This is a genomic window from Mycolicibacterium novocastrense, from assembly GCF_001499835.1.
Taxonomy (GTDB): Bacteria; Actinomycetota; Actinomycetes; order Mycobacteriales; family Mycobacteriaceae; genus Mycobacterium; species Mycobacterium novocastrense.
The window spans coordinates 100,500-113,598 of record NZ_LQIH01000034.1 but is presented as its reverse complement, the minus strand read 5'-3'; the positions used below and the strand labels follow the sequence as shown (position 1 = coordinate 113,598).

The following is a 13,099-nucleotide window of genomic DNA, read 5'->3' as shown; positions in this document are numbered from 1 at the left end:
ACTACTCGACCGTGATCCCCATCGACCGGGCGGTGCCGGCGATGATCTTGGCGGCCTGATCGATGTCGTTGGCGTTCAGGTCTTCCTTCTTGGTCTCGGCGATCTCGCGCACCTGATCCCAGGACACCTTGGCGACCTTGGTCTTGTGCGGCTCGCCCGAGCCCTTCTGCACACCGGCGGCCTTCAGCAGCAGCTTGGCCGCGGGCGGTGTCTTGAGGTTGAAGGTGAAGCTGCGGTCCTCGTAGACGGTGATCTCCACGGGGATGACGTTGCCGCGCTGGTTCTCCGTCGCGGCGTTGTACGCCTTGCAGAACTCCATGATGTTGACGCCGTGCTGGCCGAGCGCCGGACCGACCGGCGGGGCGGGGTTGGCCTGCCCGGCCTGGATCTGCAGCTTGATCAGCCCGACGACTTTCTTCTTCGGGGCCATTGGTGTGGTGTTTCCTCTCTCGGTTCTCTGCGATTTGTGCACGGTTTGTTGCGCCGCCGAGCGCTCCTAGACGTGCCCAAATCGCCGGGCTTAGATCTTGGCGACCTGGTTGAAGGTCAGTTCGACAGGTGTCTCGCGACCGAAGATGGACACCAGCACCTTGAGCTTCTGCTGCTCGGCGTTGACCTCGCTGATCGAAGCGGGCAGCGTCGCGAACGGGCCGTCCATGACGGTGACCGACTCGCCGACCTCGAAGTCCACCTCGATCGGCGCGCGCTCGATGCCCCCGGCCTCCGCGGCGGTCGCACCCGCGGCGGCGGCGGCCTTCCCGGGCTTCTTCGCCGCGGCGGGCGGCAGCAGGAACTTCACCACGTCATCCAGCGACAGCGGCGACGGCCGCGACGTCGCACCGACGAAGCCCGTCACACCCGGCGTGTTGCGCACCGCGCCCCACGACTCGTCGTTGAGCTCCATGCGCACCAGGATGTAGCCGGGCAGCACCTTGCGGTTGACCTGCTTGCGCTGACCGTTCTTGATCTCGGTGACCTCTTCGGTCGGCACCTCGACCTGGAAGATGTAGTCGCCGACGTCGAGGTTCTGCACGCGGGTCTCGAGGTTGGCCTTCACCTTGTTCTCATAACCGGCGTAGGAGTGGATGACGTACCAGTCGCCCGGCTTGGTCCGCAGCTCCTTCTTCAGCGCGACCGCCGGATCCTCTTCCTCGGGCTCGACTTCAGCGGCGGGTGCTTCACCGGCCGCGTCGTCCGTGGTGGCCGCCTCGTCGCTCACGGCGTCACCGGCGACATCGGCGTTCTCGGTCGCCGGGTCGGTGGTCGCGTCGGTCGTCGCGTCCGTCGTCTCGTCGATCAGGTCAACGCTGTCGGCCGAAGGCGTATCGCCCTCGAAGCTAGTCACTTGTCAGTCCTCTCGAAGTTCTCATCCGTCGCGCGTACTCGTCAGCCGAACACCAGCGAGACCAGCTTGGCAAGGCCGAAGTCGACGCCGCCGATCATCGCCAGCATGAAGGCCAGGAACAGCAGCACCACGCCGGTGTAGGTGGCCATCTGCTTGCGGTTCGGCCAGATCACCTTGCGCAGCTCGGCCACGACCTGCTTCAGGTAGTTCCAGACGAACAGGAAAGGGTTCCGCGACGGTCCGTCGGCGCGCTTCTTGGCGGCCTTCTTCGCGGCGCCCGACCCGTTCTTGGTGGGTGACGCCGCGGTGCCGGTGGACAGGTCGACGGCTTCGCTGGCGTCTTCGCCGGCGGCCGCCCGACGGGTCCGCTTGCCCGACGGACGGGTGGGTCGGGTCACGACGGCGCCGCGGCCGTTTTCGGTGTCGGAGCCGGCATCGTCGTGCTCGTCGCTCACCGCATGCTCCCTTGTCTGGTCATCTGGTTTGTGGGTCACCTTCCAGTGTCCACACTTGTCGAGTATTCAGTTGAGCAGGGGCGACAGGACTTGAACCTGCAACCTGCGGTTTTGGAGACCGCTGCTCTGCCAGTTGAGCTACGCCCCTTCAGAGTGGCACTGCGAAAGGCCACCCGTTCGGGGCTCACACAATTCGCGCGCTCCCCGATCGGTCGATCTTCAAACCGACGGACAGCGCGCTGGACTGGGAAAACCCCGAGGACCGAGTGTAGCGCGCCACCCGTCCGAGTTACTAATCCACCGGCGAGCCGGTCATCAGGCTTCGACCGGCAAGCCGGCCATCAAACAGACGCCTCGCCGTTCACGCTGTCGGCGCCATCGGGATCCTCGACCGGATCGTGGACGACGGGCTTACGTACGACCTGCCCCGTCTCCGGATCCCAGCCCGCCGAGATCGAGTTGTCGCCCTCGTGGCCCATCAGGGTGGTGAACGACTCCATCACGAGCACGCCGTTCTGGTCGATCAGCTTGTTGCGGGTGGTGACGATGTCGGCGCCGAAGCGCTCGTCCACCGACTGAATCTCCAGCGTCCCGGTCAACACGTCACCGGCGCGGATCGGACGATGGAACTTGAACTTCTGGTCGACCTGCACGATCTGCATGGTCTCGAAGCCCACATCGTTGTGCTGGAAGAAGTGCCGCTGAATCATCACCGCGAAGATCGACATGAACGTCGGCGGCGCGATGAGCCCGTCATGACCGGAAGCCTTGGCCGCCTCCACGCTGTGGCTCTGCGGATCGTGGGCCTTGACAGCGTTCGCGTACTGGCGAATCTGCTCCGTACCGACGTGATAAGGCTCCGGATACTCCCAGACCATTCCCTTGATGTCGATTTTGAGAGCCACGGCTATGCCAGCTTCGCGACGGCCACCGCGCGGCCGAAGATCTTCTTGCCCCCAGTGGTTGCCGAGAGCGCGATGGTCACCGACTTGGTCTCGGGTTCAACGGATTTCACGCGTCCGTTGAAGACGATCTCCGCCCCGATGCCGTCGTTGGGCACCGGCACGACAGCGGTGAACCGCACGTTGAACTCGGTGACCGCCGCCGGATCGCCGACCCACTCGGTGACGTAACCGCCACCCAGGCCCATGGTCAGCATGCCGTGCGCGATTGCGGTGTCCAGGCCGACCTGCTTGGCGATGTCGTCGTCCCAGTGGATCGGGTTGAGGTCACCCGACACCCCGGCGTAGTTGACGAGGTCCTGCCGCGTCAGCGGAATCACCTTCTCGGGAAGCTCGTCGCCCTTCTTCACCGAGGCGAACTCACGCAGTGGCATCTGAAAAACCCTCTTCTCCGTCACCCGTCCGACCCGCCAGGGTCGTGAACGTCTCCTGCACCACGTCACCGGCTTGGTTGGTGACGATGTTCTTCAACACGACGATGTCGGTGCCATGCGCCTGACGCACGGAGTCGACCTGCACCTCGCAGTAGAGCTTGTCGCCCGCGAAGATCGGCTTGAGGTACTTGATCACCTGGTCGACCTGCACGATCTTCGCGTCTTTGATTCCGACGCCTGCGTGCTCGAAGAACGATATCTGCGCCATGTACCCGAGGACGCTCATGAATGTCAGCGGTGCGGGCAGCGCCTTGTGGCCGAGTTCGGCCGCGACATCCTCATCGAAGAACGCGGGATGGTCGTTCTTCACCGCGACCGCGTATTCGCGAACCTTCTCGCGACCGACGACGTAGTGGTCGGGGTAGCGGTATTGCATCCCGACGATGCGCTCGGACAACGACACAGTTAGTGAACCTACCTAGCACCCGGGGCGACGCGCCTACGGGCTGACTCGTCTTAGCGCGATTCCTTATGCGGCTGGTGCTTGCCGCAGTTCGGGCAGAACTTCTTGATCTCGAGCCGGTCCGGGTCGTTGCGGCGGTTCTTCTTGGTGATGTAGTTGCGGTGCTTGCACACCTCGCAAGCCAAAGTGATCTTCGGCCGTACGTCGGTACTGGAGGCCACGTTCTTCGTCCTTCGTTTGCGCGTTCGATGTTGCCTGTAGCGGTGGGGGGGCTCGATCCCCCGACCTCACGATTATGAGTCGTGCGCTCTAACCAGCTGAGCTACACCGCCCCGGGATCCGGGCGGATGTCCGCCCGCTCACCGAGCCCCCTAACGGAATCGAACCGTTGACCTTTTCCTTACCATGGAAACGCTCTGCCGACTGAGCTAAGGGGGCCTGCCTACTTCGAGGTTCGCGCACCGCGGCGCGAGCCTTAAAGAGGGTACAGTCTCGCCGATTGCCGCGCCAAACCGCTGATCACCCGCAACCGTTACTGTCCGACTCTAGTCGCCGAATGATAGGACGGAACAGTGACCGAACCCGGCGCGACCCGTGTGGCGGTGTACCTCGACTTCGACAACATCGTGATCTCCCGGTATGACCAGATCCACGGGCGCAACTCGTTTCAGCGCGACAAGGCGGCGGGCTTTCACAAGAATCCGGGCCGGCTGACCCAAGCCACCGTGGACGTCGGCGCGATCATCGACTACGCGTCGTCGTTCGGCACGCTGGTGCTGACCAAGGCCTACGCCGACTGGTCGACCGACGTCAACGCCGACTACCGCGACCAGCTTGTCGGACGCGCGGTCGACCTGGTGCAGCTGTTCCCGGCCGCGGCGTACAGCAAGAACGGGGCCGACATCCGGCTGGCGGTCGACACCGTCGAGGACATGTTCCGGCTGCCCGACCTGACCCACGTCGTCATCGTCGCCGGCGACTCCGACTACATCCCGCTCGCGCAGCGGTGCAAACGCCTCGGGCGCTACGTCGTCGGGATCGGCATCACCGGATCGATCAGCCGCTCGCTCACCGCAGCTTGCGACGAGTACGTCTCCTACGACGCGCTGCCCGGCGTTCCGGCGGTGAAGTCGGAAGCGCCGAAGCGGCGCCGCACCAAGGCCGACGCCGAGCAGGAACCGGAGCAGCCCGACCCGCAGGCCGCCGCGACCGCGCTGCTCGAACGGGCGCTGCGCATCGCGCACGGCAAGGACGACTCCGACTGGCTGCACAACTCGGCGGTCAAGGCTCAGATGCGGCGCATGGACCCGTCGTTCTCGGAGAAGTCTCTCGGATTCAAGTCCTTCAGCGACTTCCTGCGTTCGCACACCGACCTCGTCGAACTCGACGAGAGCAGCACCATCCGCATGGTGCGGTTGCGCAGCCAGGACTGAGTCGCCGATACGCTGACGGACATGGCTTCGGATCGGCTCTACTTCCGTCAGTTGTTGTCCGGTCGCGACTTCGCGGCCGGCGACATGATCGCCCAGCAGATGCGCAACTTCGCCTATCTGATCGGCGACCGCGAGACCGGCGACACGGTGGTCGTCGACCCCGCCTACGCCGCAGGCGATCTCGTCGACGCGCTGGAGGCCGACGGCATGCGGCTGTCCGGCGTGCTGGTCACCCACCACCACCCCGACCATGTCGGCGGCTCGATGATGGGGTTCGAACTCAAGGGGCTCGCCGAACTGTTGGAGCGCACGAGCGTGCCGGTGCACGTCAACGCGCTTGAGGCGGACTGGGTTTCGAAAGTCACGGGCATCGCGCGCAGCGAGCTCACCGCACACCAGCACGGTGACGTCGTCAAGGTCGGCGACATCGACATCGAACTTCTGCATACGCCCGGTCACACCCCCGGCAGCCAGTGCTTCCTGCTCGACGGGCGCCTCGTCGCCGGCGACACCCTGTTTCTGGAGGGCTGCGGCCGCACCGACTTCCCCGGCGGCAACGTCGACGACATGTTCCGCAGCCTGCAGGCGCTGGCGAAGCTCTCCGGTGACCCGACGGTGTTCCCCGGCCACTGGTACTCGGCCGAGCCCAGCGCCTCCCTGTCGGAGGTGCGCCAGACCAACTACGTCTACCGGGCGAGCACCCTCGACCAGTGGCGCATGCTGATGGGCGGCTGACCTTCGCCGGCACCCGCTCCAACGCGATGCGCGGAAGGTGCGCCACCATTCGGGCAACTGCGACATGAGTTTGCCGACGATTCGGCTACTGACTTTTTTCGCAGGTTGCCGGCATATGGGTCAAGAAGCACGAATTTCTGGACAAGATGGCCGCGCGGGGGCAAACTTGAAGACCCTAGCGTCAATTATTCGGGCCGGGGGGCCACTATGAAGAAGCTAGTGCTGTGCTTCGACCGCACCCGTGGCTATCCCGAACCCCAGACGGCAACCAACGCGCATCGACTCTTTCGTCTTCTCGACGACGTCCCCGACCAGCTCACCTGGTATCACCCGGGAGCCATCACGAGCCCCGGGAAGACGCTGCGCCCCTTCAGGGCCGCCGCAGACGACGCCCGCGGTGCCATCGCCGAGGCTTATCGGTTCCTGGTCGACAGCTGGGAGCCTGGTGATCCGATCTATCTGTTCGGCGTCGGTCGCGGCGGTTACTGCGCTCAGACCCTGACCCGGTTGCTGTCCACCGTCGGGGTGCTGCCCGAGCTGACGGATTTCGTGCTCGGCGCGTATGCCCTGCCGAAGACCGGACGCGACCAACAGGACTGGACGCGCGTCACACAGATCGCCTCGCGGTTGGACCAGCAGCGCGAAATTCCCGTCCCCGTGCGGTTTTTGGGCATCTGGGACGCGGTGAGCATCCCTGGCTTGACGCGTCGGTCGATGCCGGCGCCGATGCCCAACGTCGAATCCGGCAGGCACGCGGTCGCGATCGACGGGCGTCCCGGCGAACGGTTGACGACCTCGGCGTCGCAGCGTATCGAGGAAGTCTGGTTCCGCGGCGCCCACTGCGACGTCGCCGGGGGGCCGGGGGCATGCATCCCGCTCGCCGAGATCAGCTTCGACTGGATGCTCGACGGCGCGCTGAGCGCCGGGCTGTCGATTTCCGACGAACGCATGGACACGCTGCCCGCACCCGGTCAGTACGACGCGCTCGCCGAGACCGCCCACACCGTCTCGCTGCGCAAGCTGCCCGACAACGCGGCCGTCCATTCCAGTGTGGAGTTGTACCTGCGCGAGCGTCCGCAGTATTGGAAGCGGTTGCCAACCCGCGTGACGTGGTCGGATCTGGACTGGGCGGCGCGCGGTGAGCGATTGGTCCACCCGAGGGCTGCGACGGCCGATCGTGTGATGGCCGACTTGAGGCTCGCCGCGTCGTTCGGCGAGCTGGTCAGCAATACCGCGGAGTTGACGCCGGCAAGCCGGCCGTGACGAATTGCGCCGGTCAAGATCGTCGGCGCCGGCCCTTCTAATCGACGTGAACGCCAAAATAGCAAAGGGTGTGGGATCCGCGGCTGCATGATATACAGCGGTGCGTGGATGCGGATGGGGTTCTGGGCCTCTCGGCCGGCATGTGGACGGCGCTGGCCGCCTGGCTCGCCGTCGTGGTGGGGATCGCCGCCCTGGTTTACGCCTGGCGGCAGTATCAGCGGGCGCGGCGGCAGAGCGAAGAGCTGATGCAGCCCAACGTGGCGATGTTCATGGAGCCGGCGGCCAACGACTGGCACCTGATCGAGCTCGTGGTCAAGAACTTCGGCCGGACGCCGGCCTACAACATTCGGTTCGAATTCGCGCATCCGCCGACGGTGGCCAAATACGAGAACGTCTACGACGACCGCTATGTCGACATCGCGCCGCTGAACCTCCCCGCCGAGATCCCGTATCTGGCGCCCGGACAGGAATGGCGCATCGTCTGGGATTCGGCATTGGACCGTCGCGAGCTCGGCGAGGCCATCGCATCCCGGTTCGACGGTGCAGTCACCTATTACGACCGGCAGGGGTACGCCAAGAAGAAGGGCTCACGTCACCGGTACCGCTCGACGGCAGTGCTGGACTGGTCGACGCTGCACCCGGTCGAGCGGCTAGAGCTGTTGACCACGCACGACCTGGCCCGTCAGGAGAAGCAGAAGCTGGAGCTGCTGCGTCATCTGTTGACCTACTACCACTACGCGGCCAACGAGAGCCGCGAAGACGTGCTGCGTCAGGAGATCAACCGGGTGCGGTCATCGGTCGACGAGATCCGCGAGCGGTATCGCACGGAAACCGAAGGGCCGCAGCGCAAGCCACGCAACGGAGCGATTCCGGGTCGGCCGATCGACATCGACGCCGAATTCGAAGAAGCGCACACCCAGATCCTCAAGACCAACACGGCGCGGCACCGTATCGCGTGAGCCCCGGCGGGTGCGATGGAGCCCGGCAACCCCTCGCTACCGGGCTTCTCGAACGGTACGAGGGCCGCGGTCGGGCGTCGCGCGTAGCCGACTACCCCAGATTTCTTGGCATACGTATCGGTGTTTCGTAACATCGATACGATTAGCCGCCCGCATTCGAAGGAGAAGCGATGAGCAGCCCCGTTGGCTATGAACACCGCGATTCGGTCGCCACGATCACTCTGGACGACGGCAAGGTCAATGTCCTCGGCCCGGCCATGCAGACCGCGATCAACGAGGCGCTCGACCGCGCGGAGAAGGATGCGGCCAAAGCGGTCGTGCTCGCGGGCAACGGTCGCGTGTTCAGCGGCGGTTTCGACCTGACGGTGTTTCAGTCCGGCGACGCGCAGGCCGCACTGGGGATGCTCGCGGGCGGGTTCGAGCTTGCGGTGCGGTGCCTGACCTTTCCGGTGCCGGTGGTCATGGCCGCGACGGGTCCGGCCATCGCGATGGGATCGTTTCTGCTGCTGTCCGGCGACCACCGGGTCGGCCAGCAGAAGACCCGCTGCCAGGCGATCGAGGTGGCGATCGGCATGACGATCCCGGTCGCCGCACTGGAGATCATGCGGTTTCGGCTGACGCCGGCGGTCTACCAGCGGGCCGCGGCGCTGGCGTCGACGTTCGCCGGCGACGAAGCCGTCTACGGCGGGTGGCTCGACGAAATCGTCGAGGCCGATCGCGTGTTGGCGCGAGCGCAGGAGGTGGCCGCGGAACTGGCGAACACCGTGCACACCAGCGCGCACGTCGCGACCAAGATGAAGGCCCGCGAGTCGGCGCTACAAGCCATTAGGGCCGGAATCGACGGGCTGGCAACCGAATTCAGCCTCGGCTAGGCCGCCACGGTGCCGAGGGCGAAGCAGCGCACGCCCGAGCTGAAAGACCACCTGCTGGAGGTGGCGATCGCGACGCTGTCCGAGGAAGGGATCTCGGGGTTCACCACGCGCCGCGTCGCCGAGCGGGCAGGCACGTCGGTGCCCGCGGTGTACGAGCTGTTCTCCGACAAGGCGGGACTGCTACGGGCGATGGTCTTCGAGGGCTTCCGGCTGCTGGGTGCCGAACTGGAGACCGTTCCGCTGACCGAGGATCCCCTCGCCGATCTCGAACGGCTGGTGCCGGTCTTCCGGTCGTTCTGCCGGTCGTATCCCCGCCTTGCCCAGCTGATGTTCGCGCGGCCGTTCGCCGAGTTGGAGCCCGGGCCCGACGAAGCGGCTGCCGGCGCCTCGGTGCGCGCGGCGTTCACCGGCCGGATCCAGCGCTGCGTCGACGCGGGACTGCTGACCGGTGACGTCGCCGACATCGCTCACGTGCTGCTGGCGCTCGCCCAGGGGTTGGCGGTCCAGGAACTCGGGCGGTGGCTGGGGTCGTCGGCGCCCTCGATCGAACAGCGGTGGCGCCTGGGCGTGCGCTCCCTACTGGCAGGCCTGCGCCCCACCCTCCCAGGCGATTTGTGAGTGATCCCGTTCGTTCACCGATCGAAATCACTCACAAATCGCAACACAGTTTGGGGTGTTTGCCCCATGTGGGCGGTCGGCCCGCTACCCCACGATGACGACCATGACCAAGACACCCCAGGCCTTCGCGGCCGCCACCAAGACCATGCCCCTGCCCGACGGAGACGAGGAGCGTGTCGTCGGCTTCGGCGTCATGGGCCTGCCGTTCGCCAACGGCCACTACCTCGCCTACCGGGATTTCCCCGAGACGTCGTTCTCCCCCGCCTACAAGTCGGTGTGGCACCGCACGCCGGACGGGGTGTGGACGTTCTACGCCACCACGCCCGGCCCGCAGAGCTGCTCGCGGTACTTCAGCTCGGCAACACCGGTCGACCCGGTTGTCTGTCCCATCGACGCCAATTGGCTCACGCCGTGGTCGCTGTCGATTTCCATTGCCGGAGTGCTGGATTGGCGTGTCGACATCGGGACTACTCCGGCCACCCGTCTGATGAGCGCCGTCGGATCGCGCATACCCGCCGCCGCGGCACGCAACCGCCGAACGCTGATCGCGATGAGCCGCATCGTCGGACCGGTGCTGGGCATCGGCAAGGTGCGGCTGACCGGCAATCTGCCCAACGGTCAGGAATTCCGCATCGCACCCCGGCGGGTGTGGGCGGTCGCCGACTCGTCGGCCGTCGTGCAGGGGGTGGACCTCGGTCCCGTCGGTCCACATCCGGTACAGGGCAACCTGGCCGACTTCCAACTACCGCAACGCGGTATCTGTGTGGTCGCCCAGGGCCGGTTCGAGGCGTTCGACGTGGCCCGTCACCGAGATGCGGACCGTCTTGACCTATCGCACTGATCCGGCGTTGCAGAGGGTGCAGAATCGGGCTGTGACCGGCGCCCGCACCCCGCAGGAGCTTCCGACCAGGGCGGAAGTGCTCGCGGCGCTGTCGGTCGCGGTCGACCTCGGGCTGGGGCAGCCTGCCGAGCACATGCTGCGGTCCGCGCTGATCGCGACACGGCTGGCCGACCGGCTGAACTTGACTGCGCAGCAGCGCGATTGCATCTATTACACGACGCTGATCATGTGGATCGGCTGTCACGCCGATTCACATGAGTACGCCCGGTGGTTCGGTGACGACATCGCGGTGCGGCGAGGCTCGTACCTCGTCGACTGGTCCGGGCTGCCGTACCAACGATTCCTGCTGACCAACGTCGGCCGCGGTGAGTCGCTGCTGACCCGGTTGAGGACGGTGGCGACGCTGTATGCCAATGCGCGCGGCAACATCTCGCAGCTCATTCACTCGCATTGCACGTCGGCGGGCCTGCTGGCAGAACGTATCGGGCTGGACACCGATGTGCGGCATGTGCTGCGGTACACCTTCGAACGCTACGACGGCGGCGGGCTGCCGACCGGCGTGTCCGGCGACGGGATACCGGTTGAGATGCGGGTGGCCCAGGTGGCCGACATGGTCGAGGTGCACCAGCGCGAATACGGCGTCGACGGTGCTCTCGCCATGGCCCGCAGCAGGCGCGGTGGCCAGTTCGATCCCGCGGTCGTCGACGCGTTTGTCGCCGATCCGGTCGACGTGCTGGCGGTCCCGTCGACCGGGGACGTGTGGGCGACGGCGCTGCAGCACGCGCCGGACCGCGGAACGCGCCTCGACTCCGGCTCGCTCGACACGTTGCTGATGGCCCTCGGCGAATTCGTCGACCTCAAATGTCCGTTCACACTGGGGCATTCACGCGCGGTGGCCGACCTCGCCGCATCCGCAGCCCAAACGCTCGGCCTCGACGACGAAGCGGTCGCGACGACGCGGCGCGCCGGGTATGTGCACGATCTCGGCCGCATCGGTGTGTCGAATCAGGTGTGGTCGAAACCCACGGCGCTGACCATGGCGGAGTTCGAGCGCATGAGGCTGCACCCGTACCTCACCGAGCGGATCCTCTCGCAGGTGCCGGCCCTCAGGGACATCGCGTCGGTGGCGGCCAACCACCACGAATGTCTCGACGGCTCAGGGTATCCGCGGGGGTTGGCCGCGCGACAGCTGACGATGCCTGATCGGCTGCTGGCGTGCGCGGTCAGCTATCAGAGTGCGCTGGAACCGCGGCCGTACCGCGAGGCTCTCGGACCCGCGGGAGCGGCGAGGCGCCTGCGGCAACGGGTGTCGGAGGGGCAATTGGACTCGGCGGCCGCCGATGCGGTCCTGCACGCGTCGGGGCACGCGTCGGGCAGGCGTCAAGCGGGGCCGGACGGCCTCACGGGCCGAGAGGTCGAGGTGCTGCGACTGGTCGCGCAGGGCGCGAGCAACAAGGACATCGCCGCCAAGCTGGTGCTCAGCGAGAAGACGGTGCGCAACCACGTCGAGCACGTGTACGCCAAGATCGGCGTCTCCAACCGCATCGGGGCGAGCATGTACGCACTCGAGCACGGGCTAGCGCCGGGCTGACCGGTCAACGCGCGCCGAGCAACTCGCCGGCGCGGTGGTGGTCGTCGTCGGCGTTGAGGGTCAGCACACCGACGACGTCGCCACCCGCCTCATACCAGACCGTGAACCCGGTGTGGTGGTCGACGAATCGGGCCTGCTCGAAGTTGACACCCCAACCGCGGTACTTGAGCACGGAACTGCCGATGGTGCAGGAGAACCCGGGCACGGTGTCCCATGCCGCGGGGAAACCGGCCGCGGTCAGGCCGGCGACGTGGCCCTGGTGCGCGGCGTCGCGCCAGTGTTCGGCCGGGATGGGTCTGCCGGCGGTGACGTTGTGCGCCAGCGCCACATCGCCCGCGGCATACACGTTGCGCGCCGAGGTGTGCATGTGCGAGTCGACGACGATGCGCCCGTCGCGCGTCTGCAGTCCGGCGGCTTCGGCGAGGCGGATGTCGGGGCGCACACCCGTGGCACACACGACGAGGTCGGCGTCGACGGCCTCACCGCTGTCCAACATCACACGGGTGTCCTCGACCGCGGCGACGGTCGTCTCACCGGCGAACCGGACGCCGTTGTCCGACAGCAGTTTCGCGACGCGTTCACCGGCCTCGAGCCCGAACCGGCGCTGCAGCGGGACATGTTCGGCGGCGACGACCATCGTCGCGACGCCCCGCTCGGCCAGACACGATGCGGCCTCGCATCCGATCAGGCCGCCGCCGATGACCACGGCGCAGTCGGAGTAACGGGCGGCCATCTTGAGCGCCACCGCGTCGGCGAACGACCGCAGCGTCAACGCCGACTCGACCCCGGGAATGGGCGGCCGCACCGCCACGGAGCCCGAGGCGATGACGAGATGCCAGTAGGGATAGCGCTGACCACCCGCCGTCACGACCTGCTGGCGGTTCACGTCGATGCGCTCGACCGTGATGCCGCGGACGAGGTCGACGGCGTTGCGCTCGAACCAGTGCTCACTGTGCAGGGCGAGCTTGGTGTCGCGGCCGCACAGGAAATCCTTGCTCAGCGGCGGCTTGGCATACGGCAGCGCCGGGTCGGTGGTCAGGATGCGCACGGGGATGTCGGGGTGCTTGCTGCGGAACGTCTCCGCGGCGCTCACCCCGGCAGGACCGCTGCCCACGGCAATGAACCCTGGAGCCACCACGGGTTGTGAGTACCAACTTCGGCGTCGTGGTAACCGTGCGTCAGCAAATC

At 66.5% G+C, this 13,099-nt stretch carries 16 protein-coding genes and 3 tRNA genes; 8 read left to right on the top strand and 11 right to left on the bottom strand.

Annotated elements, in window-relative coordinates:
* Position 1 precedes the first annotated feature (1 nt).
* From rplK to AU072_RS20320, 10 genes are all read right to left on the bottom strand, one after another.
* Positions 2 to 430, bottom strand: coding sequence for a 50S ribosomal protein L11 (gene rplK, locus AU072_RS20365; RefSeq protein ID WP_059101294.1), 429 nt, complete (start codon positions 428 to 430; stop codon positions 2 to 4).
* A 90-nt stretch (positions 431 to 520) separates the two neighbouring features.
* Positions 521 to 1,345 carry a transcription termination/antitermination protein NusG gene (gene nusG, locus AU072_RS20360; protein ID WP_064415462.1) on the bottom strand — a complete coding sequence of 275 codons (825 nt, stop codon included), beginning with the start codon at positions 1,343 to 1,345 and terminating at the stop codon, positions 521 to 523.
* A gap of 41 nt (positions 1,346 to 1,386) precedes the next feature.
* Positions 1,387 to 1,800, bottom strand: coding sequence for a preprotein translocase subunit SecE (gene secE / locus AU072_RS20355; protein WP_064415461.1), 414 nt, complete (start codon positions 1,798 to 1,800; stop codon positions 1,387 to 1,389).
* Between the two features lie 75 nt (positions 1,801 to 1,875).
* Positions 1,876 to 1,948: transfer RNA gene (locus tag AU072_RS20350), tRNA-Trp, on the bottom strand.
* 193 nt (positions 1,949 to 2,141) lie between these two features.
* Positions 2,142 to 2,705, bottom strand: a complete 564-nt coding sequence (gene hadC / locus AU072_RS20345; RefSeq protein WP_064415460.1) for a (3R)-hydroxyacyl-ACP dehydratase subunit HadC — start codon at positions 2,703 to 2,705, stop codon at positions 2,142 to 2,144.
* Positions 2,706 to 2,707: 2 nt separating this feature from the next.
* Complete coding sequence (gene hadB, locus AU072_RS20340; RefSeq protein ID WP_064415459.1) at positions 2,708 to 3,136, bottom strand: (3R)-hydroxyacyl-ACP dehydratase subunit HadB; 429 nt, start codon at positions 3,134 to 3,136, stop codon at positions 2,708 to 2,710.
* Positions 3,123 to 3,599, bottom strand: coding sequence for a (3R)-hydroxyacyl-ACP dehydratase subunit HadA (gene hadA / locus AU072_RS20335; RefSeq protein ID WP_064415458.1), 477 nt, complete (start codon positions 3,597 to 3,599; stop codon positions 3,123 to 3,125). Before hadA ends, hadB begins: the two co-directional genes overlap by 14 nt.
* 53 nt (positions 3,600 to 3,652) lie before the next feature.
* Positions 3,653 to 3,820: a 50S ribosomal protein L33 gene (rpmG, locus tag AU072_RS20330; RefSeq protein WP_059101288.1), complete on the bottom strand. Its 168-nt coding sequence runs from the start codon at positions 3,818 to 3,820 to the stop codon at positions 3,653 to 3,655.
* Positions 3,821 to 3,857: 37 nt separating this feature from the next.
* Positions 3,858 to 3,931, bottom strand: a tRNA-Met gene (locus AU072_RS20325).
* Between the two features lie 33 nt (positions 3,932 to 3,964).
* Positions 3,965 to 4,037, bottom strand: a tRNA-Thr gene (locus tag AU072_RS20320).
* 134 nt (positions 4,038 to 4,171) lie between these two features.
* Here AU072_RS20320 and AU072_RS20315 point away from each other — a divergent pair.
* The 8 genes from AU072_RS20315 to AU072_RS20280 all read left to right on the top strand — a co-directional run bounded on the left by AU072_RS20315 (position 4,172) and on the right by AU072_RS20280 (position 11,911).
* The gene (locus tag AU072_RS20315) at positions 4,172 to 5,032 is read left to right on the top strand and encodes an NYN domain-containing protein (protein WP_064415457.1); all 861 of its coding nucleotides are present in this window, start codon (positions 4,172 to 4,174) and stop codon (positions 5,030 to 5,032) included.
* 21 nt (positions 5,033 to 5,053) lie between these two features.
* Positions 5,054 to 5,767 (top strand): MBL fold metallo-hydrolase, encoded by a 714-nt coding sequence (locus AU072_RS20310; protein WP_064415456.1) that lies wholly within the window; start codon positions 5,054 to 5,056, stop codon positions 5,765 to 5,767.
* Between the two features lie 207 nt (positions 5,768 to 5,974).
* The gene (locus tag AU072_RS20305; RefSeq protein WP_082680771.1) at positions 5,975 to 7,030 is read left to right on the top strand and encodes a phospholipase effector Tle1 domain-containing protein; all 1,056 of its coding nucleotides are present in this window, start codon (positions 5,975 to 5,977) and stop codon (positions 7,028 to 7,030) included.
* A gap of 140 nt (positions 7,031 to 7,170) precedes the next feature.
* Positions 7,171 to 7,989, top strand: coding sequence for a DUF8453 domain-containing protein (locus AU072_RS20300; RefSeq protein WP_064415581.1), 819 nt, complete (start codon positions 7,171 to 7,173; stop codon positions 7,987 to 7,989).
* 170 nt (positions 7,990 to 8,159) lie between these two features.
* A complete protein-coding gene (locus AU072_RS20295) occupies positions 8,160 to 8,861 on the top strand; it encodes a crotonase/enoyl-CoA hydratase family protein (protein WP_064415455.1) in 702 nt (233 codons plus the stop codon).
* A 9-nt stretch (positions 8,862 to 8,870) separates the two neighbouring features.
* Entirely contained in the window at positions 8,871 to 9,479 is a 609-nt protein-coding gene (locus AU072_RS20290; protein ID WP_064415454.1) for a TetR/AcrR family transcriptional regulator, read from the top strand.
* A gap of 103 nt (positions 9,480 to 9,582) precedes the next feature.
* On the top strand, positions 9,583 to 10,320 hold the full coding sequence (locus tag AU072_RS20285; RefSeq protein WP_407937618.1) for a hypothetical protein: 738 nt from the start codon (positions 9,583 to 9,585) through the stop codon (positions 10,318 to 10,320).
* Positions 10,292 to 11,911, top strand: a complete 1,620-nt coding sequence (locus AU072_RS20280) for an HD domain-containing phosphohydrolase (RefSeq protein WP_082680770.1) — start codon at positions 10,292 to 10,294, stop codon at positions 11,909 to 11,911. Before AU072_RS20285 ends, AU072_RS20280 begins: the two co-directional genes overlap by 29 nt.
* Before the next feature lie 4 nt (positions 11,912 to 11,915).
* On the opposite strand, the gene AU072_RS20275 is transcribed toward AU072_RS20280, so the two are convergent.
* Positions 11,916 to 13,049 (bottom strand): NAD(P)/FAD-dependent oxidoreductase, encoded by a 1,134-nt coding sequence (locus AU072_RS20275; RefSeq protein WP_064415452.1) that lies wholly within the window; start codon positions 13,047 to 13,049, stop codon positions 11,916 to 11,918.
* Positions 13,050 to 13,099: the final 50 nt, after the last annotated feature.